26 protein-coding genes are annotated in these 25,198 nt (G+C 72.2%); 10 read left to right on the top strand and 16 right to left on the bottom strand.

Annotation, left to right across the window (positions count from 1 at the left end):
- The first annotated feature begins 20 nt into the window (after positions 1 to 20).
- Complete coding sequence (locus ACIQM3_RS01420; protein ID WP_401617273.1) at positions 21 to 632, top strand: Uma2 family endonuclease; 612 nt, start codon at positions 21 to 23, stop codon at positions 630 to 632.
- Positions 633 to 636: 4 nt separating this feature from the next.
- On the opposite strand, the gene ACIQM3_RS01415 is transcribed toward ACIQM3_RS01420, so the two are convergent.
- The 4 genes from ACIQM3_RS01415 to ACIQM3_RS01400 all read right to left on the bottom strand — a co-directional run bounded on the left by ACIQM3_RS01415 (position 637) and on the right by ACIQM3_RS01400 (position 4,876).
- Positions 637 to 2,373: a GAF domain-containing SpoIIE family protein phosphatase gene (locus ACIQM3_RS01415; protein ID WP_401617270.1), complete on the bottom strand. Its 1,737-nt coding sequence runs from the start codon at positions 2,371 to 2,373 to the stop codon at positions 637 to 639.
- Between the two features lie 90 nt (positions 2,374 to 2,463).
- Complete coding sequence (locus ACIQM3_RS01410; RefSeq protein WP_401617267.1) at positions 2,464 to 3,018, bottom strand: GNAT family N-acetyltransferase; 555 nt, start codon at positions 3,016 to 3,018, stop codon at positions 2,464 to 2,466.
- A gap of 32 nt (positions 3,019 to 3,050) precedes the next feature.
- Positions 3,051 to 3,881: an ABC transporter permease gene (locus ACIQM3_RS01405; RefSeq protein WP_401617263.1), complete on the bottom strand. Its 831-nt coding sequence runs from the start codon at positions 3,879 to 3,881 to the stop codon at positions 3,051 to 3,053.
- On the bottom strand, positions 3,878 to 4,876 hold the full coding sequence (locus ACIQM3_RS01400) for an ATP-binding cassette domain-containing protein (protein WP_401617260.1): 999 nt from the start codon (positions 4,874 to 4,876) through the stop codon (positions 3,878 to 3,880). The genes ACIQM3_RS01405 and ACIQM3_RS01400 overlap by 4 nt, the downstream gene beginning before the upstream one ends.
- 111 nt (positions 4,877 to 4,987) lie before the next feature.
- Between ACIQM3_RS01400 and ACIQM3_RS01395 the strand changes: the two genes are divergently transcribed.
- Together ACIQM3_RS01395 and ACIQM3_RS01390 are read left to right on the top strand one after the other, a co-directional pair.
- Positions 4,988 to 5,761: a TetR/AcrR family transcriptional regulator gene (locus ACIQM3_RS01395; RefSeq protein ID WP_401617257.1), complete on the top strand. Its 774-nt coding sequence runs from the start codon at positions 4,988 to 4,990 to the stop codon at positions 5,759 to 5,761.
- A gap of 43 nt (positions 5,762 to 5,804) precedes the next feature.
- Positions 5,805 to 6,206, top strand: a complete 402-nt coding sequence (locus tag ACIQM3_RS01390; protein ID WP_401617254.1) for a PPOX class F420-dependent oxidoreductase — start codon at positions 5,805 to 5,807, stop codon at positions 6,204 to 6,206.
- A gap of 78 nt (positions 6,207 to 6,284) precedes the next feature.
- Here ACIQM3_RS01390 and ACIQM3_RS01385 read toward each other — a convergent pair whose 3' ends face one another.
- Positions 6,285 to 7,133: an SDR family NAD(P)-dependent oxidoreductase gene (locus ACIQM3_RS01385; protein WP_401617251.1), complete on the bottom strand. Its 849-nt coding sequence runs from the start codon at positions 7,131 to 7,133 to the stop codon at positions 6,285 to 6,287.
- A 107-nt stretch (positions 7,134 to 7,240) separates the two neighbouring features.
- Here ACIQM3_RS01385 and ACIQM3_RS01380 point away from each other — a divergent pair, with 107 nt between their 5' ends.
- Both ACIQM3_RS01380 and ACIQM3_RS01375 read left to right on the top strand, forming a co-directional pair.
- Positions 7,241 to 8,191: a LysR family transcriptional regulator gene (locus ACIQM3_RS01380; RefSeq protein WP_401617248.1), complete on the top strand. Its 951-nt coding sequence runs from the start codon at positions 7,241 to 7,243 to the stop codon at positions 8,189 to 8,191.
- A 258-nt stretch (positions 8,192 to 8,449) separates the two neighbouring features.
- The gene (locus tag ACIQM3_RS01375) at positions 8,450 to 9,595 is read left to right on the top strand and encodes a serine hydrolase domain-containing protein (RefSeq protein WP_401617245.1); all 1,146 of its coding nucleotides are present in this window, start codon (positions 8,450 to 8,452) and stop codon (positions 9,593 to 9,595) included.
- A gap of 52 nt (positions 9,596 to 9,647) precedes the next feature.
- On the opposite strand, the gene ACIQM3_RS01370 is transcribed toward ACIQM3_RS01375, so the two are convergent.
- Positions 9,648 to 10,322, bottom strand: coding sequence for a histidine phosphatase family protein (locus tag ACIQM3_RS01370; RefSeq protein ID WP_401617242.1), 675 nt, complete (start codon positions 10,320 to 10,322; stop codon positions 9,648 to 9,650).
- Between the two features lie 97 nt (positions 10,323 to 10,419).
- Positions 10,420 to 11,406 (bottom strand): WD40 repeat domain-containing protein, encoded by a 987-nt coding sequence (locus ACIQM3_RS01365; protein ID WP_401617239.1) that lies wholly within the window; start codon positions 11,404 to 11,406, stop codon positions 10,420 to 10,422.
- Here ACIQM3_RS01365 and ACIQM3_RS01360 point away from each other — a divergent pair.
- A complete protein-coding gene (locus ACIQM3_RS01360) occupies positions 11,405 to 12,163 on the top strand; it encodes a GDSL-type esterase/lipase family protein (protein WP_401617236.1) in 759 nt (252 codons plus the stop codon). The genes ACIQM3_RS01365 and ACIQM3_RS01360 overlap by 2 nt on opposite strands.
- A 41-nt stretch (positions 12,164 to 12,204) precedes the next feature.
- A complete protein-coding gene (locus ACIQM3_RS01355; protein ID WP_401617233.1) occupies positions 12,205 to 13,164 on the top strand; it encodes an endonuclease/exonuclease/phosphatase family protein in 960 nt (319 codons plus the stop codon).
- Positions 13,165 to 13,188: 24 nt separating this feature from the next.
- Here the strand turns inward: ACIQM3_RS01355 and ACIQM3_RS01350 are convergent, their stop codons facing one another.
- The 4 genes from ACIQM3_RS01350 to ACIQM3_RS01335 all read right to left on the bottom strand — a co-directional run bounded on the left by ACIQM3_RS01350 (position 13,189) and on the right by ACIQM3_RS01335 (position 17,010).
- Entirely contained in the window at positions 13,189 to 13,830 is a 642-nt protein-coding gene (locus ACIQM3_RS01350; RefSeq protein WP_401617230.1) for a TetR/AcrR family transcriptional regulator, read from the bottom strand.
- Positions 13,831 to 14,050: 220 nt separating this feature from the next.
- Positions 14,051 to 14,998 (bottom strand): C45 family autoproteolytic acyltransferase/hydolase, encoded by a 948-nt coding sequence (locus tag ACIQM3_RS01345; protein ID WP_401617227.1) that lies wholly within the window; start codon positions 14,996 to 14,998, stop codon positions 14,051 to 14,053.
- 427 nt (positions 14,999 to 15,425) lie between these two features.
- Positions 15,426 to 16,292 carry a DUF4429 domain-containing protein gene (locus tag ACIQM3_RS01340; protein ID WP_401617225.1) on the bottom strand — a complete coding sequence of 289 codons (867 nt, stop codon included), beginning with the start codon at positions 16,290 to 16,292 and terminating at the stop codon, positions 15,426 to 15,428.
- An 82-nt stretch (positions 16,293 to 16,374) separates the two neighbouring features.
- Positions 16,375 to 17,010 (bottom strand): TetR/AcrR family transcriptional regulator, encoded by a 636-nt coding sequence (locus ACIQM3_RS01335; RefSeq protein ID WP_401617222.1) that lies wholly within the window; start codon positions 17,008 to 17,010, stop codon positions 16,375 to 16,377.
- Positions 17,011 to 17,142: 132 nt separating this feature from the next.
- On the opposite strand from ACIQM3_RS01335, the gene ACIQM3_RS01330 reads away from it, so the two are divergent.
- A complete protein-coding gene (locus ACIQM3_RS01330; RefSeq protein ID WP_401617219.1) occupies positions 17,143 to 18,276 on the top strand; it encodes a hypothetical protein in 1,134 nt (377 codons plus the stop codon).
- A 12-nt stretch (positions 18,277 to 18,288) separates the two neighbouring features.
- Here ACIQM3_RS01330 and ACIQM3_RS01325 read toward each other — a convergent pair whose 3' ends face one another.
- Positions 18,289 to 19,317: an aldo/keto reductase gene (locus tag ACIQM3_RS01325; protein ID WP_401617216.1), complete on the bottom strand. Its 1,029-nt coding sequence runs from the start codon at positions 19,315 to 19,317 to the stop codon at positions 18,289 to 18,291.
- A 113-nt stretch (positions 19,318 to 19,430) separates the two neighbouring features.
- On the opposite strand from ACIQM3_RS01325, the gene ACIQM3_RS01320 reads away from it, so the two are divergent.
- Positions 19,431 to 20,039 carry a TetR/AcrR family transcriptional regulator gene (locus ACIQM3_RS01320; RefSeq protein WP_401617213.1) on the top strand — a complete coding sequence of 203 codons (609 nt, stop codon included), beginning with the start codon at positions 19,431 to 19,433 and terminating at the stop codon, positions 20,037 to 20,039.
- Between the two features lie 119 nt (positions 20,040 to 20,158).
- Here the strand turns inward: ACIQM3_RS01320 and ACIQM3_RS01315 are convergent, their stop codons facing one another.
- Positions 20,159 to 21,442: a hypothetical protein gene (locus ACIQM3_RS01315; protein ID WP_401617210.1), complete on the bottom strand. Its 1,284-nt coding sequence runs from the start codon at positions 21,440 to 21,442 to the stop codon at positions 20,159 to 20,161.
- A 56-nt stretch (positions 21,443 to 21,498) separates the two neighbouring features.
- On the bottom strand, positions 21,499 to 22,008 hold the full coding sequence (locus ACIQM3_RS01310; RefSeq protein WP_401617208.1) for a SigE family RNA polymerase sigma factor: 510 nt from the start codon (positions 22,006 to 22,008) through the stop codon (positions 21,499 to 21,501).
- Between the two features lie 162 nt (positions 22,009 to 22,170).
- Between ACIQM3_RS01310 and ACIQM3_RS01305 the strand changes: the two genes are divergently transcribed.
- Complete coding sequence (locus ACIQM3_RS01305) at positions 22,171 to 23,016, top strand: aminoglycoside phosphotransferase (RefSeq protein ID WP_401617205.1); 846 nt, start codon at positions 22,171 to 22,173, stop codon at positions 23,014 to 23,016.
- 28 nt (positions 23,017 to 23,044) lie between these two features.
- Here the strand turns inward: ACIQM3_RS01305 and ACIQM3_RS01300 are convergent, their stop codons facing one another.
- A complete protein-coding gene (locus ACIQM3_RS01300) occupies positions 23,045 to 24,385 on the bottom strand; it encodes an FtsX-like permease family protein (RefSeq protein WP_401617202.1) in 1,341 nt (446 codons plus the stop codon).
- Between the two features lie 3 nt (positions 24,386 to 24,388).
- Entirely contained in the window at positions 24,389 to 25,198 is an 810-nt protein-coding gene (locus ACIQM3_RS01295; protein WP_401619919.1) for an ABC transporter ATP-binding protein, read from the bottom strand.

Below are 25,198 nucleotides of genomic sequence, written 5' to 3'. Positions count from 1 at the left end.
CCATTCCAGGAGGGCCCTCAATGTCTGCAGCAGCAGTCGAGCACCCCTGTGACGATGAACCGGAACCGATGCTCGTGACGGCCAACCACCTCATGGAGCAGCTTCCGGGTTATCGCGTCGAGATCATCGGAGGCGTCATCACCGTGGCCCCACCCCCGGACGGACCGCACGCCAACGCGCTGACCACACTCATGATCCCGTTCCTTGCCGCAGGGCTCCACGGCGACGAGACCAGGGTCCTCCAGGCCATCGGCCTGTGGCTGCCCGGCGGGCCCGAGGACTACGCCATCCCGGACCTCGCCATCGTCGACGCCGACTTCGACGAGCACCTGGTCGAGAACAACTGCTACGACCCGGCCGTCTTCCGCCTCGTGCTGGAGGTGACCTCCGGGAACTACAAGAGCGACCTGCGCAACAAGGTCACCGCGTACGCCGAGGCCAAGATCCCGGTCTATGTGATCGTCGACCGCAAGCACAGCCGCCTCCACGTCCTCACCGAACCCACCGGCGGCACCTACGACAACCACGAGGTGTACGCCCCCGGTCAGACCGCCGCGCTCCCTGACTCCATCGGTGCCGAAGTGGCGCTGGACGTGGCGGAGTTGGTGCGGGCCGGACGCCCTCGCGCCTGAGCGGTCACCTCCCGCCCTCCGTGACGCGGACGACGAGTACGGCCACGTCGTCCCGCTGAGGGGCGTCCGCCAGTCCGTGGGAGAGCGCCTCCAGGAGCTGCGGGAGCGGCTCGTCGCCGTGTGCCGCCAGGGTGGACGCCGCCTGGCCGATGCTCGCGTCGATGTCGTTGTCGCGGCGCTCCACCAGCCCGTCGGTGTACAGCAGGAGCACGCTGCCCCGGGGGAGTTCACGCGCGTGGTCGTGGCGGGCGGGGCCGGCCGGGGCTCCGAGGAGGAGCAGGCCGTGTTCGTCCAGGGCCGAGACTCGGCCGTCGGGTGTCCGGAGCAGTGGCGGTGGGTGGCCTGCGTTGGACCAGGTCAGACGCCACCGGCCGCCGTCCGGGTCGAGGCGGGCGTGCACCGCGGTGGCGCCGGGGCCCAGCGGCAGCGCGTCGAAGGCCCGGTCGACCGCGTCCAGCGCGGCGGCGGGTGAGTGCGCGGGGTGTCCGAGGGTGGCCATGCGCAGCATGCTGCGGATCTGCCCCATCACGGCGGCGGCCTGGACGTCGTGTCCGATGATGTCGCCGATGGACAGCATCAGGGCGCGCTGCGGGGCGTCCGGGAGCGGCGGCAGGAGGTAGGCGTCGTACCAGTCGCCGCCCACCATGTCCTGGTCGGTGGCCGGCAGGTACAGGGCGGACATGTCCAGGCCCGGCACGTCCGGGAGGTCGGTCAGCATCGCGGCCTGGAGCTGTTCGGCGGTGCTGAGCCGGGTCTCGACGAACAGGGTGCGGTCCACCGCCTGTCCCACGTACCCTGCCACCGCGGTGAGGGCCGCCTCCTCCGTCACCGCCAGGACGTGGGGCCGGGGCCAGCACCACATCAGCACACCACGGCCGCCCGGGAGCGGCACGCACAGCACGGAGCGGATGCCCAGCGCGTCGTACCCGGCGACGGCCTCGGGACTGAAGCCGGCCACGAGGGTCTCGTGATCCGGGACGAAGACGGTGCGCTGTTCGCGCATGGCCCGCGTGCTGGGGAAGCCGGCGTCCATGTCCAGGCGGTCGATGGCTGTCTCGACGGGCTTCACGTCGTCCGGGTCGATCACGCGCCACAGCCCCCGGCGGTCGGCGAGCAGCAGACCCACGAAGGACGGCGCGTAAGGGCCGTCGAACACGTGGCGCAGGCGCCGGGTGAGGTCCGTGAGGTCGTGGGAGTGGCCCAGCTCGACGGAGGCGCGCAGCAGCAGATCGGCGTGGTCGCGGTCCTGCCGGATCTGCTCGGAGGCGATCCGCAGGCGCAGTTCCACCGAGCAGGCGGCCGTGAGGTCCTCGAGGTCCTGCAGTTCGCCCTCGGTCCACTTCCGGGGCTCGTGGTCGATGGCGCACAGCGATCCCAGGACATGCCCGTCGGCATCCGTGAGCGGCATCCCGGCGTACGCGATCACCTGGAGGTCGGGGATGGCGAGACTGGCGCAGGTGCGCGGATGTGCCCGTGTGTCCTCCAGGACCAGCGGCCGGCCGTCCATGACGACGTGCTGGCAGAAGGAGTGGCTCAGGGGGGTCTCGCGCCGTTCTGCCCAGGGTTCGGCGAGTCCGACCATGCCGGGGAAGACCTGCCGGTCGGTCTCCAGCAGCGAGACCAGGGAGACGGGGACGCGGAGGAACCGGGCGACCAGTCGCGCGAACCGGTCCATGCCGGGGTCGGCCGCCGCCGTGAGCCCGGCGAGCCGCAGCGCCTCCAGCCTCCCCAGTTCGCCCATCCCGGGGCCTCCGTCGATTGCTCGGCAGCCGTGGCGGTGTCCACGCACCGCGCTCTACGAAGGTATAAGACAATTCCGGCCATGTCGTGATCAGGGGCCGTGCCCGGCGTCCGCCACCCGGCCCGGCGCGGCCTCCCGGGACACGTCCCGCCGCCACCGCACCTCGCCGTCCTCCCACTCACCCGTCGGCAGCAGCCCTGCGGCCGAGGCCACGGCGGCCGACGCCGCGTGGCCGGGGTGGATGTGGGCGACGACGGTACGGACGGAGCCCTGGCCCAGCAGGTGCCCGACCAGGCCGGCCGCCGCCTCCTTGGCGTATCCCCTGCCCTGCCACCGGGCCCCGACCACCCAGGCGACCTCCGCCCGTGCCCCGCGCACGGTGGCCTGGACGTAACCGGCCAGGCATCCGTCGGCACGCACCCGGAGCACCCAGTTCCACCAGCGTTCGGCGGGGTCGGGCGAGCCGGCGCCCTGGCGCTCGTAGCGGGCGCGCAGGGCGTCGGCGTCCTCCGGAACGCCTCCCGTGTAGGTGTGCAGGGCGGGGTCGAAGAGGACCACGGCCATCTCCTCCGCGTGCGCGACGTCCAGCGGGAGCGCGTCGAGACGGGAGGTGGAGAAGGGCTCGGGGGCCCCGTTGACCTGCATGGGGCGGAGCCTACGCGGCGTCCCGCCGAAGATCAGCGGCTGAGCCGCTGAAATCTGCGTACGGCGAGCGGCAGGAACACCGACGTGATCACCACGGGCCACACCAGTGCCATCAGCAGGGCGTGTTCCTCGACCCAGGTGCCGCCGCTCGCCACCGGGTTGCCGAACAGCTGCCGGGCGGCGGTGACCGTGGAGGAGACCGGGTTCCAGGCGGCGAGCGTGCCCAGCCATCCGGGCATCAGCGAGGGGGCGACCAGGGCGCTGGAGATCATGGTGACGGGGAACGCGACGGCGTACAGCCCGCCCGCCGACTCCGCGTTCGGGACGAGCAGCCCCAGCCAGACGCCCACCCAGATCAGGCTGAACCTCAGCAGCAGGAGCAGCGCGAAGGCCGCCACCGCCTCCAGCGGGCTGCCTCCGGCCCGCCAGCCGATCGCGAGCGCCGTGGCGGCCAGGATCGTCAGTTCGGCGCAGGCCACCACGAGGTCCGCGACGCCGCGCCCGGTCGCGACGGCGGACGGCGCCATGGGCATGGACCGGAAGCGGTCGATGACGCCCTTGCCCGCGTCGGTGACGACGGCCATGGCGGTGCCCATGAAGCCCATGGTCATGGTCGTGGCGAACATGCCGGGCATCAGGAACTCCCGGTAGTCGCCGCCCCCGGGGACCTTCATCGCGCTGCCGAAGACATAGCCGTACAGCAGCACGGAGATGATCGGGAAGCCGAGCTGCCAGACGATCGCGAGAGGCTGCCGCTGGTAGTGGGTGAGGCTGCGGCGGGTGACGTTCCAGCAGTCGGCGAGCGCCCAGTACGCGCGGCTCCGCTCGCGGCCGCTGGTGGGGTGCAGGTCCAGGGTGGTCATGCCGCGACCTCCATTCCCGCGGCGGCTTCCGCCCCGCGTCCCGTGAGGCGCAGGAACACGTCGTCCAGGCTCGGCCTGCGCAGCCCGATGTCCTCCACCGCGATCCCCTCGTCCTGGAGGGCGCGCGCGACCTCGGTCAGCGCGGCCACCCGGTCGGTGACCTGGGCGTGCACACGGCGGGCCGGCGCGTCCGTCACCACGAGCCCGCCGCCCGCCACCCGGTCCACGGCCTTCGCCACCGCGGGCAGGTCGGCCGGTTCGGCGGCGACGACCTCGATCCGGTCACCGCCGACCCGGTCCTTGAGCCCGTCCGGACTGTCGTCGGCGATGGCCCGCCCCCGGTCGATGACGGTGATGCGCGAGGCGAGCTTGTCGGCCTCGTCGAGATACTGCGTGGTCAGCAGCACCGTCGTCCCGCCGGCCACCAGCGCCCGTACGGCGTCCCAGACCTCGCCGCGGCCGCGGGGGTCGAGCCCGGTCGTCGGCTCGTCGAGGAACAGCACGGTGGGTGCCAGGATCATCGAGGCGGCCAGGTCGAGCCGCCGCCGCATCCCGCCGCTGTACTCCTTGACGCCCTTGCCCGCGGCGTCGGCCAGGTCGAACCGCTCCAGCAGTTCCCCGGCGCGCCGCCGGGCCCCTCCGCGGCCCAGGTGGAAGAGGCGGCCGAACATCTCCAGGTTCTGCCTGCCGGTGAGCACCTCGTCCACGGCGGCGTACTGACCGGCGAGCCCGATCCGGCTCCGTACGCGGCGCGGTTCGCGCGCGACGTCCAGGCCCGCGACCTCGGCCCGGCCGGCGTCGAACCGCAGCAGGGTCGCGAGGACCCGTACGGCGGTGGTCTTCCCCGCCCCGTTCGGCCCGAGCAGCCCGTGCACGGTCCCGGGGCGGACCGCCAGGTCGAACCCGTCGAGCGCGTGCTTCTCCGCCGCCCCCTTCTCCGCCCCGTACCTCTTCACCACCCGTTCGGCCAGCACGGCATATCCGGATGCGGACATGGCTCACTCCCCTCTCCGACTCCCGGGACCGGCCCCGAGAAACTGAGTACACCGTACCCGATTACGAGTACACCGTACCCAGTTTTGCGCCGACGGGCTTACCCTGTGGCCATGGCGAAGAGCGGACGGGCAGAGGGCACGACCACCGGCAGCGGCGACATCGGTCGCAGCCTGGAGCTCCTGTGGGGCACCGGGGAGCGCCCCAGCCGCGGCCCCAAACCCGGCCTCACGCTCGACCGGATCGTCACCACGGCCATCGGGATCGCCGACGCGGAGGGTCTCGACGTCCTCTCGATGCGCTCCCTCGCCACGGAGCTCGGCACCGGCACGATGACGCTCTACCGGTACGTCCCCGGCAAGGCCGAACTGCTCGACCTGATGCTCGACCGCGTCCAGGGCGAACCGCTCACCGTGGACGCCTCGGAGGTGCCCGGGGAGTGGCGGGTGGCCGTCGACGTGATGGCCCGCACCTATCTGGCGACTCTCCGGGCCCACCCGTGGCTCCTCAAGATCAACCAGGCGCGTACGGTCCTCGGCCCGAGCGCTCTGCGCGGCCTCGAACTGGCCCTCACCGGCCTCCGGGGCATGGGGCTCACCGACCCCGAGCTGATCGGGGTGATCATCACGGTCAACAGCTTCGTCGAGGGCCTCGCCCGCACCGAGAGCCACGCCGCGGAAGCCGCCCGGGAGACGGGCCTGGACGACGCCGCCTTCTGGGAGGGCCAGCGCCCCTACCTGGAGCGGGCCATGCTGAGCGGCGACTACCCGCACATGGCGGCCCTGTCGGAGGATGCGTTCGCCTCCGACTTCGACCACTTCGCGTTCGGCCTCGGCCGCATCATCGACGGCTTCGAGACCCTGGTCCGGCAGCGCGAGGAACAGTGACCGAAAAGCCCGGATCGCGCCGTTTTCATGCACCATGGGATACATGGAGACGATCCGTGAGCTCGAGCCCTTCGTGAAGCAGTACACCGTCCTGCTCAGCAGCCGCAGGCCGGACGGATCAGCTGCCAGGACCCCCGTCAGCATCGCTGTCGAGGGGGACCACGCCTACATCCGTACGTTCTCCTCGGCCTGGAAGGTCGACCGGATGCGTAACCACCCGGTCGTGGAGATCGCCCCGTGCACCGTGCGGGGCGCGCCGACAGGGCCGCCGGTGAAGGCATGGGCGCGGCTCCTGCCGCAGGACTCGAAGGAGAACACCCACGCCGCCCGGACGCTCTCCCGGAAGTACCCGGCGCTCCAGGGCGTGGCCGTCCCGCTCACCCACCGGCTGAAGCGCGACCACACGCTCCACTACGAACTGCGGCCCTTCACCGACGACGTCTGAGCGGACCGGGCTGGGCCGCCGAGCGCCGCTGCCGGCACGGCGCGGCGGCACGGCGGCGGGCGATCCGGCGGGCGGGGGTCAGGCGCCGTCGAAGTCCGTGCCCCGGGAGACCTTCTCCCACTCGGTCAGCTCCGCCCGCACCGAGTCCAGGTGGCCGGCGAGGGCGTCCACCGCGTCCCCGCCGAGCGGCAGCCGCAGAGGGGTCTGCCCGGCCTCCAGCGCCAGTCGGATCGCCGCCGCGGCCTTCGCCGGGTCGCCCGGCGCGTCACCTCCACCGGCCTCCACGGTCCGCCGGGTCACACCGGCCGTACCGGCGTAGGCCTCGGTCTCCTCGCTGAAGTACGCCGCGCCCTTGCCGAAGAGGTTGGTCCTGAAGGCGCCCGGCTCCACGATCAGCACCTTGATACCGAAGGGCCGCACCTCGTCGACCAGTCCCTCGGAGAGCTGTTCCAGCGCGGCCTTGGTGGCGCTGTAGGCCGAGAAGCCGGGGAAGGACAGCTGGCCTCCCATGCTGCTCATCATGACCACCGCCCCGCTGCGCCGCTCCCGCATGCTCGGCAGGAGAGCCCGGGTCAGCCGGGCGGGACCGAAGACATGCAGGTCGAAGAGGTCCCGCAGCTCCCGCTCCGTGGTCTCCTCGAACGCTCCGACCTGGGTGCGCCCGGCGTTGTTGACCAGGACGTCCACCCTGCCGTAGCGGGCCAGGACATCGGCGGCGACCTCGTCCACCCGCTCGCCGTCGGTGATGTCGAGGCCGATCGCCTCGACCTGGTCGGGGTGGGCGGCGACCAGGTCGTCCATCGCCGAGGTCCGCCGGACCGCGGCGATCACGGTGTCGCCGGCGGCGACCGCGGCCTCCGCGACGGCGCGCCCGAAGCCGCTGTTCGCCCCGGTGACCAGCCACACCTTGCCGTCGTTCGCGCTCATGATGGTCTCCCTCGTCGCCTGCCGTCCGGGACCGTTCCCGTCGACAGGTCCCACCCTTCACCCGGGCCCCGGGGCGCGTCCAAGACTTCCTGTGATAGCCATGGGTTATGGACGTCCACGGGCGCGATCTCCGCTACTTCACCGCTGTGGCCGAGGAGTTGAGCTTCACCCGGGCAGCCGAGAGGCTCTTCGTGTCGCAGCCCGCGCTGAGCAAGCAGATACGGATGCTGGAGAAGCAGACCGGCGCCGACCTCTTCGTCCGGGACCGGCGTACGGTCCGGCTCACGGCGGCCGGCGAGGCCCTGCTGCCGCACGCCCGCGCGGTGCTGGCGGCCTGGACGGCGGCGGAGCAGGCGCTGGAGGAGGCGAAGGCCGCCGAGCGGACCACACTGACCATCGGTATGTCCACGAGCCCGGGCCGCGGCCTACTGCCCGCCCTGCGGGCCCGCCTCACCGCCCGCTTCCCCACGGTCCGCCCGGTGCTGCGCCAGGTCAACTGGGCGGACGCGAGCGCGGGGTTGGCGGACGGTTCGTGCGATGTGTCGTTCGTCTGGCTGCCGCTGCCTGATGCCGGGCGGTACCGCTGCGTGGTCGTGGCCCGTGAGCCGAGGCTGATCGCGCTGCCGGACGACCACCCGCTCGCGGCGCGGGCGTACGAGGACCCCGAGGGCATGGCCGACTTCACGGACTTCCTGGACGAGCCCTTCCTCGCCCTGCCTCCGGACGCCGGACCGATGCGGGACCACTGGCTGGCCCTGGACGCCCGTGGCGGCCGGGAGCCGGTGATCGGGGGCGTGATCGCCAGCGCAGAGGAGACCCATGAGGCCGTGGCCAACGGGCAGGGCGTGGCGCTGCTGGCGTCCGGGAACGCCCCGCTGATCGCCCGTGACCACGTCATCTGCCTGCCGGTCCGGGGCATCACCCCGTCGGAACTGGCGGTGGCGGCCCGCCGCGACGACGAACGCCCCCTGGTACGCGCCTATCTGGCCGGGGCGAAGCAACTGGCCGCCGGGACGGGAGCGCCTTCCCGCGTGTCCCTCGGCGACGAGAAGCCATAGGCCATGCCCGCGAGGTCCCGCCCGGCCCGCGACGCCTGGCACTCCGCTGTCCCCGCGGTTCAGGGGGCCGCCGTGGGGCCTTCCCCCGGCACGCCCTGAGGACAGCGCGTCCGCGCATCAGGGGGAAAGCCGGATGGGCCGATCCCCTCTCCGCTGGTGGGATGGTCGCCGACCACCGGCTCCGGGGACGAAACAGCTCCGGCAACGGCCCGAGCGGTCCCTGAACGCACGGGCAGCCCGAACAGAAAAGGGATCACCATGCATGTGTCGAACAGGCGCCGGCGAGGCCTGCTGGCCCTGACCAGCCTGGCCGTTGCCCTCCTCACCGCATCGACCGGGCCGGCGACGGCGAAGCCGCGGCAGGCCGATCCGCTCCAGCGGCAGGTGGACGCGATCCATGACACCGGAGCCGTCGGCGTGCTTGCCGAAGTGACGTCACCGCACACACGTGAAAGGGCGAGGGCCGGGACGGCCCAGCGGGGCACCACGCGGCCGATGCCGCAGAACGGCAGGTTCCGGATCGGCAGCGCCACCAAGACCTTCACCGCCACGGTCGTGCTGCAACTCGTCGGCGAGGGACGGATGTCGCTGGAGGACACCGTCGATGAATGGCTTCCGGGAGTGGTCCGGGGCAACGGCAACGACGGCGGCCACATCACCGTACGGCAGCTCCTGCAGCACACGAGCGGCATCCCCGACGTCGAGCCGATGATCCCCGCGTTGCACAGCGCCGACGGCTACCGGACCGAGCGGTTCCGCACCTACACGCCCGAGGAGTTGGTGGGGCTGGCGATGCGGCACACTCCCGAATTCACTCCGAGCGGCACCGACTGGTCGTACTCCAACACCAATTACATTCTCGCGGCGATGATCGTCCACGAGGTCACCGGGCGGAGTTGGGCCCGGGAGGTGAACGAGCGGATCATCCGCCCGCTGGGCCTGAAGGGCACCGGTACGCCCGGCACCTTCCCATTCGTTCCGGGCCCGCACGCCCATTCCTACGCCGCGTTCGGCACCGACACCGCCATCGACGTCACGGTGCTCGATCCGAGTATGGCCATCGGCTCCGGCTCGGTCATCAGCACCACGCACGACCTGAACCGCTTCTACGCCGCACTGCTCGGCGGCCGCCTGCTGGCTCCGGCGCAGCTCGACGAGATGACGGCCACCGAGCCCGCGCCCGAGCTGGGCGCGAGCTACGGACTCGGCCTGGGTGAACTCCCGTTGCCCTGTGGCGGCAGCTACTTCGGCCACCCGGGCAACCTGCTCGGCAGCCGCACGTGGAGTGGCGTCACCCGGGACGGGTCCCGGACCGCCGTGGTGTCCGTCACCAGTGACGGCGGCCCGGGCACCCAGAAGGCCATGACGGCACTCGTCGAGCGGGAACTGTGCCGGAGCAGCTGACACCAAGCACCATGCCAGGTCCGCGAGGTCCCGCCTGCCCGAACGAAAGACCCTAGGGTCGGCCGTCCGTACCGTCGACGGCCTCCCCAGCGGGGCCGGCCGCCTCGTCGCCGCTGTCCTCCCCGCCGACTGCCAGGTCTTCCCAGTGCAGCACCCGCCAGCCTTCGCCGGGAGCTCCGGAGAGGATGACGACACCGGTGTTCCGCAGCGCGCGGGCGGACGCGAAGCCGACGTCGATGTTCTCGGCCCGGGCCGCCGCCCACATGCGGATGGCGGCGCCATGGCTGACCATGGCCACGGTCTCCGCCCCGGTGGCCGCGGCCTCCTCGACGACGGCGTCGTAACGCCGCAGCGCCTCCACGCCGTTCTCCCCGCCCGGCATACGGAGCCCGGTGTCCCCCGCCGACCAGGCGAAGGCTGTGGTCATGTAGGTCTCGACGGCCTGGTCGTCCCCGCGCATCTCGAGGGCCCCGGCGGACAACTCCCGGAGCCCGTCCCGCACCCGGACCTCCAGCCCCGTCCGCGCCGCCAGGGGTGCCGCGGTGAGCTGGGTCCGGAGCAGGGTGGAGGCGTAGAGGGCGTCGATCCTCTCCGCCGCCAGCGCGTCCGGGAGCGCCGCCGCCTGCTCCTGGCCCAGCGGGGTCAGGGCGGGGCCTGGCTCTGCGGTGTCCAGCAGACGCTTGACGTTGGATGGGGTCTGACCGTGGCGAATGAGCAGCAGCCGCATAAACAGATCTGTCTCCGGAGTGGCAGGGGCGGTCTTCCACTCTGCCACTGCGGGACCACTTCTTCGAGGGCCCGCCGGGTGACCCGGACGACTCGCCCTACCCCCGGCGGCGCTTCGCCGCGATCAGGGCCAGCACGATGACGACGACGGCCACGGCGCCGCCCGTAGCGGTGCCCTTCTTCGAGACGCCGTCCTCCCCGCCGTCCTCGGAGGACGTCCCGCCGCCCCCACCGTTCGGGGAGGCCTTGCCGCCGCCTCCGCCCTCCACCTCGACCCGCACCACTTCGCTCCGCTCCCCCTCGGAGCCGAACATCATCGCCGAGCCGTCCGCCGTGTACGTCACCGACTCGGACTGCCCCTGGAGCGGCACGCTCACCGCGTGGTCGGCGCCGAGCCGGCCGTTCTCGAAGGCGTAGCGGCGGGCGCTGAAGTAGGAGCGAAGCACCAGCTCCTTGCCGTCCGGCGAGAACGCGCCGTCCGTCACCCACGGCACCTCGCCCACGCGCCGGAAGACGTTGTCCCCGCCGGCGGTCAGCTTCTCCGGGCCCTCGTAGAGCGCGCCGCCTCCCTCCCTCTTCGAGGCGATGTACACCCGGCCCGTCTTGGGGTGGACCATCATCGCCTCGGCGTTGCGCGCCCCGTCCGCGTACGTCACGTCGAACTGCGTCGCCCGGACCGTGGCGTCCGCGAGCCGCTTCGGCTCGGGGAAGCGGTAGATCCAGACGTGGTCCCAGGAGCCGTCGAGATTGTCGCCGATGTCACCGACGTACAGATTCCCGTCGGGCCCGACGGAGATCGCCTCCACGTCGCGTGGCTCCCCCACACCCTTCATCGTGATCGTCGCCACGGTCTTCCCGGTCCGGGAGTCGACTGCGTAGACGTACGGCCCGTCGTCGCTGTCGTTGTGCGTCCAGTAGATCCCCGGGTGGATCCGGCTGGCGGCGAGACCGCTGGACTCGGTGATGCGGGAGTCCTCGATCGTGAAGGTCCGGTCCGCCCCGTCCCCGTCGTCCGCGACGGCGGGCACCGCCCCCGTCAGGAACAGGAGGGTGGCGGCGGCGGAGGCGGTCAGCAGCGATCTCATGGCACAAGTGTCCACTGTCACGTCGCAGGCCGGAGCGGTGATCGGCCATGATGTCGCCATGCGTTTTCTCTTCGTCGGCGACTCCATGACCATCGGGCGTTCCGGCGACTTCACCTGGCGCTACCGCATGTGGCAGCACCTCGAGGCGACCCTCGGCGACGGCGGGTACGCGATCACCGGCCCGCGTACGGAGCTGTACGACACCGAGGCCGACGCCCCGCTCTCCCACGCCTACGCCGACCCGGCCTTCCCCGCGCCCGCCCGCCGGCACCTGGCCGGATGGGGCGAGGGCTGGCTCCATATGGCCCCGGCCATCGCGGACACGGTCACGGCGGCCCGCCCCGACGTCCTGCTGGTCTCGCTCGGACTGATAGACCTCGGCTTCTACACGGACAGCACGCAGACGGCCGCGAACGCCCGGGAGTTCATCGCCGCGGCCCGCACCGCCAACCCGCGGATCAGGCTGGTTCTGCTCCCCGTCATCCCGAACATCCGGGCGGAGTCCGACGCCCCCTTCGCCGCCGAGTGCGACCGTTTCAACACACTTCTCGCGAAGACGGTCGCCGACCTGGACGCCTCGGGGTCCCCGATCCTGCTGGCCTCGCACCCCGCGGGCTACGACATCCACACGGACACCTACGACGGCACCCACCCCGGCCCCACCGGCGAGCACAAACTGGCCGGAGCCTTCGCCGACGCGATGCACCAGGCCTGGGGCGTGGGCGGACCGTACGCGGGAGCGCTGGCGGCGGCCTGATCCCCCCTGACCCTCACACCCGCGGGCTGGAGCATGAACGCGTGACGAAGAAGAAGCGGGACGGGCGGACGCCCGGCTGGAGCTGGGAGCGGGGCCGCGTGACCACCCTGCTCTGCCTCCTGACGGCCGTCCTTCTGGTCTTCCCCGGCCTGGTCCCCAACACCCCGGGGCACGCCGGGAGTCTGCTGGAGACCTTCCTCCCCTGGCTGGGCCTGGCCGTCCCCGTCCTGCTGGTCCCGGCGCTCCTGCGCCGCTCGCTCCTGGCGTCGGCTGCGCTGCTGCTGCCCGTGGCCGCCTGGGCCGCGCTCTTCGGGGGTCTGGTGTCCTCCGGGGGCCAGGCACCGGACGGCACGTTCACCGTGGTCCAGCACAACGTCAGCGATGTGAACCCCGACCCGGCCGCCACCGCACGGGCGTTGGCCGGGAAGGGCGCCGACATCGTCGCCCTGGAGGAGCTGACGGCCCCGGCCCTGCCCGCCTTCGAGGCGGCGCTGGCCGCGGACTACCCCCACCACGCGACGAAGGGCACGGTCGGCCTCTGGTCGAAGCACCCCCTCACCGGCGTACGGCTGGTGGACATCAGGCCGAAGGACGTCGGCGCGGGCTGGGACCGGGGCCTGCGGGCGACCGCCCGTACACCCCGGGGCGAGGTCGCCGTGTACGTCGCGCACCTCCCCTCGGTCCGTATCGGCGCGACCGGGCTCACGTCCGGGCGGCGGGACGAGAGCGCCGCTCTCCTGGGCGAGGCCATCGCCGCCGAGCCCCTGGACCGGGTGATCCTCCTCGGTGACCTCAACAGCACGCTGGACGACCGAGGCCTGGAGCCGGTCACCTCGCTGATGGACACTCCGGGCCCGGGCTTCGCGTTCAGCTGGCCCGCGAAGCTCCCGGTGGCCCGGATCGACCAGGTCCTCACCCGGTCCGCGACGGTCGCCCGCGTCCGGTCGCTCCCCGCCACCGGCAGCGACCACCTGCCCATAGCGGCGGACATCCGCCTCTGAGCGGTGCACCGGGGCGGTCCGGGCTCAGCCCGCCATCTCGATCCCGAGCATCGCCAGTCCCAGTTTGGTCAGCTCCTCCGACACCTCGCCGGGCCGGGCCCTGCGCGGGCGGCGGGCGTGGTGCGCCATGAGCTCGTGGACCGTACCCACCATCACCATCACCACGACCCGGTGGTCCCGCTCCTCCACCTCGCCGCGCACGGCGGCACGTTCGGCCTCACCGGTCAGGAAGTCGGTCCACAGGTCACGCCACCGCTTGCAGTGCGCGTCCACGGCCGGGCTCACTCCCAGGACCTCGACGAACGTCACCCGCGCCTCACGCAGATCCCGGGTCACCGCCGACACGTACGCGTCGAAGAGCCGCCGGAAGCGCTGCTCCAGCGGGCAGTCGTCCATCCCCTCGGAGAGCAGGGCCACTTCGGACGCCCGCAGTCCGGCTGTCGTGATCTGGTTGTGCAGGGCCATCAACAGGCCCTCCCGGGAGCCGAACTCCTCCCTGAGCACCTCCTCCGACACCCCGGCCGTCGCGCACAGGGCGTAGTCCGACGTCTGCGCGTAGCCGTACACCCCGAACAGCTCCAGGCCGGCGTCGAGGAGCTGCCCACGGGCCCGCGTACGCATACCGTCGACCGCGCCGGTCAGTTGGTCCACCGGGACATCCACCACGGGTCCTCCTTGGTCTGCCGCACATCCGGTGCCCACGACCGCCGTCGAGCGGGTCGCGCGGGCCGCAGAGGGCGCGGGCGCCTCTGGATGGCGCGTGCGCCATTGTCCTGGTACGTCCCGCCCTACGCGCGCCGCGCCGCGCCGCCACGCCGACAGTCCGCCAGGACCGGTGAGCGCTCGCACGGATGTGCAACAAGGGATACGCCGCCGAGGCCGGCCCTCACACGCGCCGGCCGATGTCCACGGTGCGTGTCCCGGACGTGAAGCCGCCGAAGGACTGTTCCCAGCTCTCCCCCGGCCAGTGGTACGTCACGCGGCCCTCGGCCGGACGGTAGTCCGCCGTGTACAGCGTGCCGAGGCCCTCGTCGTAGGCGTACTGGTACAGCGGCGGCTCCAGCATGGCCGCGACGTCCGGCCCCGTCGCGCGGACAGCGGCCAGCCGCTCCTGGGTCCGGGTCACCTGCTCCTGGCCGTCGGGCACCTCCAGATGCTGGTGGTTGGCGGCGCAGGCGTCCGGCGCCACGGTCATCGGGATGTCGGGGCCCACGTAGACGGTCACCGCCCGGGCAGGGTCGGCCAAGGTGACGTTCTGCGGGATCGCGACGGGTATCGGCCGCAGGGTGTCGAGGGCCTCGTCGACGGTCGAGCAGGTCTCCAGCAGGTAGCGCAGCACGATGAGGATGGTCAGGCCCGGCCGGTGGACGAACCGCCCGCCGAAGGTGAGGGACACGGCGAGCCCCGCGTCGTTCATCCCGTCCAGCAGCCCCCACCCGGCTTCCTGCGTCCCGATCACGGGGCGCAGGAAGTGCGAGGACACCAGGGTGCCTTCGCACATGTCCGGGCTGAAGTCGTAGTTCCGCAGCAGGGTGCCCGGGGCGCCGTACTGGGTGCAGGACGAGAAGAACGGTCGCATCCCCGCGTGCGTGAGGTAGGTCCCGCTGTTGGGGAAGTCCAGTTGCGCGGCGAGCCGGTCGAGCACCGGGACCAGCTTCGGCAGGTGCGACTCGAACAGCTCCCGCGCCCGCGCGACGCCCTCCGGCGTCAGGCTCTCCGCGCTCAGCCAGTTCTCCGCGGCCGGCGCCCACACCGCCCGAGCATGGGCGGCCCACCGCCCGTCGCTCCCGTCACCGACCTCCAGCGCGTGGAAGGTCATACGTCGCTGAGCCATGCCGATCACTCCTGGGGCAGCCGGGCGGGACGACCGCAACCTAGCGAAATGTGCAGGGTGATTCACAGCAGGCGCCACCGCCGGCAGTGAGCCGGCGGCAGGTCAACTGGCGTATGTGGCTCCTTACTTTGCCGGGCGGCCGGGCGGCGTCCCCCGTCCCCGTAGTCCTCGCCGACAAGCTCGCGCAGATCAGCGAGCTGTGGTTTCCAGCTCCGGCACGGGGACGTCACGCTCGGCCCCGGCGAGCTCTTCGTCGTCCCCCGCGGCGTGGAGCACTGCCCGGTGGCCGAGGAGGAGACCGCCATCCTGCTGCTCGAACCGGCGGGGACGGTCAACACCGGCGACGCGGGCGGTCCGATGACCAAGCAGGCCGAGATCCTCGGCTGACCCCGCCGTCGCGAGGCCCCGCCTCCCACCGGCCGTGGCGTCAGAGCCGCTTCAGCACGGCCTGTTTCGCGGCGGCGAACTCGTCGTCGGTGAGGATGCCGGCCCCGTGCAGCTCGCCGAGCTCGCGGAGCCGCCGCAGCAGGACGTCGTGGTCGTCGGCGGACGGGGCGGGCCCGGTTGCCGGGGCGGCTTCGAGCGTGAGGGCGGGGCCGACGGGTGCCGGCATCCGTACGAGCACGGCGGCCGCGACCAGGACCGCGGTGTACTCCCGCTTCGACAGCCCCCACAGATCGAGGGAGTACGGGTCGAACTTGGCGGGCGAGGCCGAGACGGAGCCTCCCCGGTCGAAGCGCAGGGAGCCGTTCTCCAGCCCGATGGCGGGCATCCAGCGCACCCCGGTCACCTCCGGCAGCGGAAGGGTGACCGCGCCGCCCGCGGTCTTCGACTCCTCGGCCTTCCAGTTCCAGGTGAGGCGGACCGTCTCCCCGTCGAAGGACGCCGTGCCGTCCCCGCCGCCGCCCGACACCGGCACCGACGGCCCCGGCAGCAGGAAGCGGTCCACCGGCCCGTCGGGCACCTGCTCGATGAGCAGGGCGTTGCGTATCTCGTCGACGAGGTACTCCGCCACGCCCGTGCGGTCCTTCTCCACCACGAGCTGATACGGGTCGGCGGCGTCCTTCAGCCGGCCGTCCGCGGCCCGCAGGACGGGGCAGGCACCGGTGCGCAGCCGCAGCCGCAGACGGCCGCCCTTGCGGTCCGGCTCGAAGGAGACCCCCGCGACCGCGTGCAGCGGGACGGCGAACTCGCCGAGTTCCTGCCGCACGGGGTGCACCTTGCCGCCCGGGACGATGCGCACCGTGTCCCCGTCGAAGCTCCACGTGCCGTCGCGCGAGATGATGTCCGCCATACGCCGGATTCTGCCAGGCGCACCGGCGTGCGTGACCGGGACGGCTCCTCACCCGGACACCGCCGCGTGGACCTCTGCGCGGTCAGCCGAGGTCGCGGCCCGCGCTCCGGCCGTGGACCAGCGGCAGGAAGACCTCGTCGACGATCTCGACGAGGACGGCGTCCGGCACGGCCGGGACACCCCGCGTCATGTACTCGTTGCGCAGCAGCGCCACCGGGGCGGACGCGACCCGGGGATGCACCGCCTGGGGGGTGGCCTCGCCACGGGAGACCGCCCGGCCGAGCACCGACGCCCACGCGGCCTCGTACGCATCGCCGCCGGCCTCGGGATCGCGCAGCTCGGCGAGCAGCCCCGGCGTCCCGCCGGCCGCCGCGATCAGGCCGCGCAGGATCTCCCCGTACGGCGACGACCAGGTGCTGTTCGCGCGCCGCAGCAGCTCCAGGGCGTCGTCCCGCAGCGATCCGGTGTCCGGCACCGTGGTCTCCGCCGCGGTCAGCCGGCGGTACGCGGCGACGCCGAGCGCGACGCGGTTGGGCCAGCGGCGGTAGATCGCGTTCTTGTTCGTGCCCGCCCGCCGGGCCACCTCGTCCATGGTCAGCCCGGCGACACCGGACTCCCCCAGCACCTCGGCCGCCGCCCGGAGGATCGCGTCCTCCAGCACCGCCCCGCGCCGCCGCTGCGCGCCGGCCTGCTTCGGCCCGTCACCGGCTTCCGGCACTGGTCGTCCCCTCTCGTCCCGTACGCCGATATCTACGGCACGGAGCGCGCCCGCACCAAATCCGGACGTCCGAGAGCCAGCCTTAGGGTACGGTCAGTACCCTAACGACATCCGCGCAGAGAGGGCCCTGCCGTGCGCACCTTCGGAATCAACTTCGACACCGGCTTCACCAGTGCCGGGACCACCACCCGCGAGCCCTTCGACCCGGCCGTCGTCCGCCGTGAGATGGAGATCATCCGCGAAGAGCTGCGCTGTGACGCCGTCCGCGTGACCGGCGGTGACCGCGACCGCCTGGAGACGGCCGCCCGACTGGCTGCCGAGGCCGGACTCGCCGTCTGGTACTGCCCGTTCACCAACGCCCTCACCCAGGACGAGCTCCTCGACCTCCTCACCGACAGCGCCGCCCGCGCGGAGAAGCTGCGGCGGGACGGCGCCGAGGTGGTCTTCTTCACCGGGTCGGAGATCTCCCTCTTCACCGACGGCTTCCTCCCCGGCGACACCACGGCCGACCGGGTCGCCGTCCTCTCCGACCCACAACGGCTGCGGGCCGCCCTCCCTGCCCTGTCCAACCGGATCAACGCTTTCCTCGGCGCCGCGGTCACCGCCGTGCGGGCGGAGTTCGGCGGACGCGTCGGGTACGCCTCGCTCCCCTTCGAGGGCGTCGACTGGACACCCTTCGACCTCGTCGCCAGCGACGCCGGCTACCGCGACGCGAGGAACGCGGGCCAACTGGCCGACGGGCTGAGGGCGCTGACCTCGCACGGCAAGCCTGCGGCGGTCACGGAGTTCGGCTGCGCGCCCTTCCGGGGCGGTGCCGCCATCGCGAGCCGGGCCGATGGTGTCGTCGAGTGGGACGAGAGGGCACGCCCCGCGCGCTTCACCCGCCCGGTGATCCGCGACGAGCGGGAGCAGGCCGATTACGTACGCGAACTCCTCGGCCTCTTCGAGAACTCCGGCATCGAAGCCGCCTTCGTCTACACCTTCGCCCGCTACGACCTGCCCGACGCCGGGACGGCCGGTGCCGGGGCCGACGACCGCGGCCGCGACCTCGACTTCGACCGCGACCGCGACCTCGACTTCGACCTCGACCGCGACCTCGACTTCGACCGCGACTTCGACAAGGCATCCTTCGGCGTGGTCAGGGTCCTCACCGACGGCCGTACGGGCACCGCGTTCCCGGGCCTCCCCTGGGAGCCGAAGGCCGCCTTCCACGCACTCGCGGAGTACGGCCGCGGCCGGACGGAGCCCCCACCCTCCGCCCACTGAGGTGCCGCGCGGTCAGGCGGCGGATCGCTCGCCGGGCAGCCGACGGCGCAGGCGGGCCTGCTGGATGGCCGGAGGGTCGTAATCCATGTCGAGCCTCCCGATGTCGGTGCCGGGAGGCACGATGGCGTCGATCCGGTCCAGGGTCTCGTCGTCCAGCACGGTCTCCGCACCCGCGAGCAGGTCGTCGAGGTGGTCCATGGTGCGCGGGCCGATGATCGCGGAGGTGACGGCCGGGTGGGCGATCGCGAAGGCGGTCGCCATGTGGGTCAACGACATCTCGGCGTCCTGGGCGACGGGGATGAGCTGCTCGACCGCGTCGAGCCGGCGCTCGTCGCCGAGGTGCTTGAAGCCGAAGCCGGCCCGGTGGGTGTCCGCCGTCTCGCCCTTGCGGTAGCGGCCGGTGAGCAGGCCGCCCGCGAGAGGACTCCAGACCAGGGCGCCCATTCCGTAACGCTCACAGGCGGGCAGCACCTCGCGCTCGATGCCCCGGTTCAGGATGGAGTACGGCGGCTGCTCCGTGCGGAACCGCTCCAGGCCCCGCCGGTCGGACACCCACTGCGCCTCGACGATGTCCGAGGCGGGGAAGGTGGAGCCGCCGATGTTCCGGACCTTCCCGGCGCGCACGAGGTCGGTGAGCGCGGAGAGCGTCTCCTCCACGTCGGTGTCCGGATCAGGCCTGTGGACCTGGAACAGATCGACGTGGTCGGTGCCCAGACGGCGCAGCGAGTCCTCCAGCGCGCGGACCAGCCAACGCCGCGAGTTGCCGCGCCGGTTGGGGTCGTCCCCCATCGGCAGATGGGCCTTGGTCGCCAGCACGACGTCGTCCCGGCGGCCCTTGAGCGCCTTGCCGACGATCTCCTCGGACTCGCCGTGCGAGTAGAAGTCGGCGGTGTCGACGAAATTGACGCCGGCGTCGAGGGCCCTGTGGATGATCCTGACGGACTCACCGTGATCGGGATTCCCCACGGCACCGAACATCATCGCGCCCAGGCAGTACGGACTGACCTTGATCCCGGTCCGGCCCAGCGTGCGGTATTGCATGAGGAGCTCCTCGTCCCTTGGCCCACGCATGGCGCGGGCATTAGGCTGCGTAAACGGAACAACGTTCAGCATCGACAATACGGAACAGTGTTCCGTATAGCAAGGGGAGCACCGTGCGCGAGGACACGACCCGGGAAGCCGAAGCCGACGCCGGAAAGCCCCCGGCGAAGCGGGTGCGCGCCGACGTACGGCGCAACACCGACGCCCTGCTCACGGCGGCTGCGGAGGTGTTCCTCACCTCGGGAGTGGACGCGCCCGTACGTCAGATCACGGCGAAGGCGGGCGTGGGTGCCGGCACGCTCTACCGGCACTTCCCGCAGCGCTCCGACCTCATCGCCGCGGTCTTCCGCCACGAGGTCGACGCCTGCGCCGACGCCGCGCCCACCCTCGCGGCGGAGTACGAACCGGCGGAGGCGCTCACCAGATGGCTCCAGCGCTTCGCGCTCTTCTTCGCCACGAAGCGCGGGCTCAGCGCCGCCCTGCACTCGGGGGACTCGGCGTACGACAGCCTGCCGTCCTACTTCGAGCAGCGCTTCATGCCCGTACTCACCACGCTCATCGACGCGGCGGCGAAGGCCGGCGAGATCCGCTCCGACGTGGACCCCGAGGACCTGCTGATCGCCACACGCAATCTGACCCTGCCGGCCACCGAGGACGACAACGACCACACACGGCGGATGATCGCCCTCCTCGTGGACGGCCTCCGCTACGCAGTGAGGTGAGCCGGGAGCCCCGTACGGTCCCACGGCCCGGTCGTTGGGAGAAAAGGGACGCCCGGAACGGCACATGAGGGGCACCCTGTTGTCTCGTTCCTCCCAACGACCCCACGCAGCGGAACGGCTCAGCTCAGCCACACCTTGCTCGTGACGATCTTCTCCATCTCGGCGAGGGTCAGGGCGGGGTCCTCGCGGGTGGCGGCCTCGTTCTGGTTCGCGGTGTTGAAGGCGGAGATCACCACCCGGAAGCCGTCGGGGCGGATCGTGTCGACCGTCCACATCTTCACGTCGCCGCCCTTCTCGCCCGGCCCCTGGCGCGTGGTGACCTTCGTGCCGTCCGCCAGGACCTTCGCGTCGGGGCCGAACAGGTCGCCCTCGACGTCGGACATGTCCGACTGGACGTTGATCTGCACGAAGCTCTTGCCCTGGCCGTCGTCGACCACGACGTACGCGTACTCCGCCTCCTGCCGACCGGACGCCTTCACCGTCAGGCCGTCGGGGAGCTGCTCGATCAGCCTGCCCAGGATCACGTCGCCGTTCTGACCCTGCGGGGCCGGTTGTTCCAGCGGCGGCTGTTCGGGCGCGGGGAGGGACTCGATGATCGGGCGCCACTCCTCGGCCCGGGCGAGCGCCTTCAGCCGGTCCAGCGACAGCGGCGGGGCGGGACGGCTGATGGGGGCGCCCTTCTCGGCGGCCGCGTTCCATTCGGTCACAGAGATCCGGTGGCCTTCGGGCGTCAGCAGGTCCGCGGACCAGCGCTTGGTCTCCACGCGCCGGTCCGGATACTCCCAGCCTTTGAACAGTACGAGGCGCGAGCCGTCCTTCAGCGTCGTGGCGGAGCAGGCCTCGAACACGTTGAGGTTCTTGTCCGGGCAGGAGAGCTCGCCTTCGGGCAGCTTCTGGTCGGGGTGCTGCCGGCTCAGGCTCACCGATACGGCGGCCTTCCCCTGGCCGTCGTCGTACACGACGGAGGCATACGGCGCGTGCAGGTTTTTCTGGTCACCCACACCGGTGGTGCCGCGGCCCCTCCCGTCGCTGACCTTCCCCGCCGGCAGCAGCCCTTCGAGGGTCTTGATCACCTGCGGGGCGGTGTAGGGGCCTGACGGCTTCTCGGTCCTGTCGGTCTTCTCCTTCGCCTGGGCGCCCACCGCCGCCCCGTTGCCACCGTCCTGCGAGGCGCCGGTGTTCCCGGTGACGTACGACCCGCCGAACCCGATCACCGCCAGCGCCGCCACGCTCCCGGTCACCACGGCGCTGCGGCGCAGCACCGCCCGGCGACGGCCGCGTGTCACGCCGCCGTCGACCAGCGGCCGCCCCGCGGCCGAGAACCCCTCCCCGGCCTGCTTCATCGCCACACCGAGCCCGCCCTCGAAGGCGTCCCGGTCGTCCTGAGCACTGTTTTCGCGCATGCCGTCCACCACCGTCCCCACACCTGTGGAAAGAGAAAAAAGAATCACGAAGAGAGTTAGTGCGCGGCCAGTTCACCGATGCTGCCGCCCAGGTGCTCGCGCAGCCGGGCGAGCGCACGGGTGCTGCGGGTGCGCACCGCCGCCGAGCTGACGTGCAGCGCATCCGCGGTCTCACTGACCGACCGGTCCTCCCAATAGCGCAGCACGATCACCGCCCGGTCCTTGGGCGGCAGGCCGCGCAGCGCGTCGAGGAGCGTCATCCTCAAGGACGCGTCCTCCGCCGACTCCCCCGCCCGCTCCGGCAGTTCGCCGCTCGGCCGTTCGCCGGCCGACCGGCGCCGCTGGTGCCCGAGATAGCACCGCACGAGCACGGTCTGCGCGTACGCCGCCGGATTCCCGACGCGCGACGTCCGTCCCCATATCGCGTACATCCGGCCGAGCGTCTCCTGCACGAGATCCTCGGCAAGATGCGTGTCCCCGCCGGTCAGCAGGCACGCCGAACGGAACAGATGGCCCATACGGGCTTCCGCGAACTCACGGAAGGCGCCCTCCTTGGACTGCCTCATCCGCCACCCCCTCTCACCTACACCCTTTAGATGCGGTGGCCGTCGGGAAATGTTTCACCCGCGAGGCCACGGACCGATGTTCATGCGGGCAGCGCCCCGCCGTCCGTCGGTCGGGCAGCAAAAGGAGGTGCGCCCAGGAGGGCCGCGTCGCAGGATTGCCGCGTGACCGAGCCGATGAGCGACGCCGTTCCGCCCCGTCCCGTCCTCGACGCCTTCGGGGTGCGGGGGACCCCTGTTCCGCTGGCCGGTGGGCAGGGGCGGAGTGTTCTCGTCGGCGGGTACGTGTTCAAGCCTGCCGAGGGCGCCGAGGCCGAGGCCGAGTGGGGCGCTTCGCTGTTCGACGAGCTGGCGACGGGCAGTGGTTTCCGCGTCCCACTGCCGCTCCGGGCCGCCGACGGCCGGAGTGTCGTGGACGGCTGGACGGCCGGTGAGTTCCTGACCGGTGAGCCCGGCCCGCAGGGGCGTTGGGAGGACGTCCTGCGCGCCGGCCGCGCCTTCCATGCCGCGTTGCGGCCGTATCCCCGGCCGGTCTTCCTCGCACGGCGGGCCCATCCCTGGGCAGTGGCCGACCGGGTCGCGTGGGGCGAGGAGGACGTCGAGGTGACCGAGGACCTCGCCGCGCCGTTCTCGGCCCTGTTGGAGCTGAGGCGCCCCGTGAGGCAGGACGCGGCTCAGCTCATCCACGGCGATCTCACCGGCAACGTCCTCTTCGCCCCGCACGAACTGCCCGCTGTGATCGACTTCTCGCCCTACTGGCGGCCTCCGCTGTTCGCCGAGGCCGTCGTGATCGCGGACGGTCTGCTGTGGTGGGACCTCCCGAGCGGACTGCTCCTGGTGCGCAGCGATCACGCCGACTGGCGGCAACTGCTGATCCGTGCGCTGATCTTCCGGCTCGTCGCGCTCAGCGAGATCGTGAGGCCTGCGGGGCGGGCCCGGCCGGGTGAGCCGGAGCGGTATGCCCGGGCGGCCCGCCTGGTGGCGGAGAGGGTGACGGGGCCTCAGACGTAGCCGAGGCCCCGGGGCGTACGTGTCCGGATCACGCGGCCACGGTGACGGCCTCGATGGCCGGGGCACGCAGGGTCCTGCGCGCGGTTCCGAGGCTCGTGCCGAGGGTGACCACGGTGGCGATGGCCATGATGACCAGCCAGGTGCCCGGGCCCTGGTCCGGCAGGACCTGGTCGGTGCGGACCATCGTGAAGGGGATGATCCCCGCGATTCCCGCGACCGTGCCCAGGACGAGCCCGGTCAGTGTGAGGAGCACCGCCTCCCAGCCCACCACGCCCAGGACCTGCCCGGGTGTGGCTCCGGCGAGGCGCTGCTGGCCGAACTCGCGGCTGCGGTAGGAGGTGGCGGCGTACAGGCTGTTGACGAGCATGATGCAGGAGAAGACGACGATGATGCCGACGACGACGAGGTTGAGGGTCTCCAGGTTCTTGTCGTCGACCGTCTTGTCCAGGCCGGACGCCGTGACCCAGTCGCTCTCGACGCCCTGGATGTAGAGGGTGGCGGTGGCCATGCCGGTGAAGATGATCATCGGCATGAGCACTCCGGCCAGTTCCGCGCCGCGTCGGCGCAGGTTGCGGGCGCTCAGGTAGCCGCCCGCGCCGCCCACCGCCGCGAGGGGGCCCCGCAGCAGTTCCAGGAGCCTGCCCAGCAGGGACGGGGCGAGGACGGCGAAGCCGACGGAGAGCAGGATGGCGCCGTAGGCCGGGAACGCCATCAGCATCTCCTCGGTGCTGTCGACGGCGTACGTGGTCAGGATCCCCCCGGTCCCGGCCACCAGCGCGGCGGAGCCGGCCAGGGTGCGGCCCCGGCGGCCGGACGGGCCGCGCGCGCCGGCGGCGGCCTTGGTGGCGCGGCGTACGGCGAGGAACGCGGCGCCGACGGAGGCGAGGACCGCGATACCGAAGCCCGAGCCGAGGGCCATCGCGCCGAAGGCCGGGTCGACGTCCGCGGCGACCTGGCCGCTGTCCTTGAACAGGTCGACCAGGAGCCGGCCGCCGAGCACGGCGGGCCCGACGGCGAGCGCGGCGCCGACGAGTGCGACGACGGCGGACTCCCCGACGACCATGCGCGTGACCTGGGCGGGAGTCGCCCCGGTGCAGCGCAGCAGGTGGATCTCCTCGGCGCGCTGGCGGACGCTGACGGTGAGGGTGGAGGCGATGGCGAAGAAGACGAGGAGGGAGCCGTATCCGCCGACGACGCTCGCGGAGATGGTCATGGACTCCGAGCTGACCTTGTCGACCCCCGGGGCCGCCGCCGTGTCGTGCAGGGAGCTGAACGTCATGATGATCACGGCGCCGAGGAACGCCGAGAGCAGGGTCGCGAGGAAGCGCCCCGGGCGCTTGCGGACCGAGCGCGTGGCAAGGAACAGCATGGCTCACACCTCCATCAACGGGCCGTTGTCCGCGCGCCGTTCGGCCACACGGTCCCCGAGGTGGGTCATGCGTTCGGCGACGGCCTCGGCGGTGGGAGCGGGGAGGTGTCCCGCCAGTCGCCCGTCCGCGAGGAAGAGGACCGAGTCGGCGTAGGAGGCGGCGACCGGGTCGTGGGTGACGAGCACGACGGTGCTGCCGTGCACCCGGACGGTCTCCTTCAGCAGGCTCAGCACTTCGCGTGCGCTGCGCGTGTCCAGGGCGCCGGTCGGCTCGTCGGCGAAGATCACCGCGGGCCGGGTCACGAGGGCGCGCGCGATGGCGACACGCTGGCGCTGCCCGCCGGAGAGCTCGTCGGGGAGATGGCCGAGGCGGTCACCCAGGCCGACCTGCGTGAGAACCGCGCGGATGCCCTCCCGGCCGGCCTTGCGGCCGGCGAGCCGGAGCGGCAGCGCGGTGTTCTCCTCGACGGTCAGGGTGGGGAGCAGGTTGTACTGCTGGAAGATGAAGCCGATCCGGTCCCGCCGGAACTTCGTGAGCGCCGCCTCGCCGCCGCCGCTCATCTCCTCGCCGTCCACGACGATCTGTCCCCGGTCGGGGCGGTCCAGGCCGGCCGCGCACTGGAGGAGCGTGGACTTGCCGGATCCCGAGGGGCCCATGACCGCGGTGAAGCTCCCCCGCGGGAGGCTCAGGGTCACGCCGTCCAGGGCGGTCACGGCGCTGTCCCCGGTTCCGTACACCTTGCTCACCGAAACCAGCCGCAGAGCCTCGGCGGTCCGGCTCGTGGGCTGTCGTCTGCGATCGGACATGGCCAT

This window comes from Streptomyces sp. NPDC091271 (assembly GCF_044757505.1).
In the GTDB taxonomy this organism is placed as follows: domain Bacteria; phylum Actinomycetota; class Actinomycetes; order Streptomycetales; family Streptomycetaceae; genus Streptomyces.
Note: the sequence above shows the minus strand (reverse complement) of the source record. Positions and strands in the feature narration are given on the sequence as shown.

Bases quoted from the DNA above. Each gene is read 5' to 3' on its own strand.
- ACIQM3_RS01370 (WP_401617242.1), bottom strand. From the start codon at position 10,322: ATGCGGCTGCTGCTCATTCGCCACGGTCAGACCCCATCCAACGTCAAG.
- ACIQM3_RS01315 (WP_401617210.1), bottom strand. From the start codon at position 21,442: ATGCGCGAAAACAGTGCTCAGGACGACCGGGACGCCTTCGAGGGCGGG.
- ACIQM3_RS01405 (WP_401617263.1), bottom strand. From the start codon at position 3,881: ATGACCACCCTGGACCTGCACCCCACCAGCGGCCGCGAGCGGAGCCGC.
- ACIQM3_RS01360 (WP_401617236.1), top strand. From the start codon at position 11,405: ATGGCACAAGTGTCCACTGTCACGTCGCAGGCCGGAGCGGTGATCGGC.
- ACIQM3_RS01390 (WP_401617254.1), top strand. From the start codon at position 5,805: ATGGAGACGATCCGTGAGCTCGAGCCCTTCGTGAAGCAGTACACCGTC.
- ACIQM3_RS01395 (WP_401617257.1), top strand. From the start codon at position 4,988: ATGGCGAAGAGCGGACGGGCAGAGGGCACGACCACCGGCAGCGGCGAC.
- ACIQM3_RS01415 (WP_401617270.1), bottom strand. From the start codon at position 2,373: ATGGGCGAACTGGGGAGGCTGGAGGCGCTGCGGCTCGCCGGGCTCACG.
- ACIQM3_RS01420 (WP_401617273.1), top strand. From the start codon at position 21: ATGTCTGCAGCAGCAGTCGAGCACCCCTGTGACGATGAACCGGAACCG.
- ACIQM3_RS01385 (WP_401617251.1), bottom strand. From the start codon at position 7,133: ATGAGCGCGAACGACGGCAAGGTGTGGCTGGTCACCGGGGCGAACAGC.
- ACIQM3_RS01380 (WP_401617248.1), top strand. From the start codon at position 7,241: ATGGACGTCCACGGGCGCGATCTCCGCTACTTCACCGCTGTGGCCGAG.
- ACIQM3_RS01300 (WP_401617202.1), bottom strand. From the start codon at position 24,385: ATGCTGTTCCTTGCCACGCGCTCGGTCCGCAAGCGCCCGGGGCGCTTC.
- ACIQM3_RS01375 (WP_401617245.1), top strand. From the start codon at position 8,450: ATGCATGTGTCGAACAGGCGCCGGCGAGGCCTGCTGGCCCTGACCAGC.
- ACIQM3_RS01400 (WP_401617260.1), bottom strand. From the start codon at position 4,876: ATGTCCGCATCCGGATATGCCGTGCTGGCCGAACGGGTGGTGAAGAGG.
- ACIQM3_RS01365 (WP_401617239.1), bottom strand. From the start codon at position 11,406: ATGAGATCGCTGCTGACCGCCTCCGCCGCCGCCACCCTCCTGTTCCTG.
- ACIQM3_RS01340 (WP_401617225.1), bottom strand. From the start codon at position 16,292: ATGGCGGACATCATCTCGCGCGACGGCACGTGGAGCTTCGACGGGGAC.
- ACIQM3_RS01295 (WP_401619919.1), bottom strand. From the start codon at position 25,198: ATGGCCATGTCCGATCGCAGACGACAGCCCACGAGCCGGACCGCCGAG.
- ACIQM3_RS01410 (WP_401617267.1), bottom strand. From the start codon at position 3,018: ATGCAGGTCAACGGGGCCCCCGAGCCCTTCTCCACCTCCCGTCTCGAC.
- ACIQM3_RS01345 (WP_401617227.1), bottom strand. From the start codon at position 14,998: ATGGCTCAGCGACGTATGACCTTCCACGCGCTGGAGGTCGGTGACGGG.
- ACIQM3_RS01310 (WP_401617208.1), bottom strand. From the start codon at position 22,008: ATGAGGCAGTCCAAGGAGGGCGCCTTCCGTGAGTTCGCGGAAGCCCGT.
- ACIQM3_RS01325 (WP_401617216.1), bottom strand. From the start codon at position 19,317: ATGCAATACCGCACGCTGGGCCGGACCGGGATCAAGGTCAGTCCGTAC.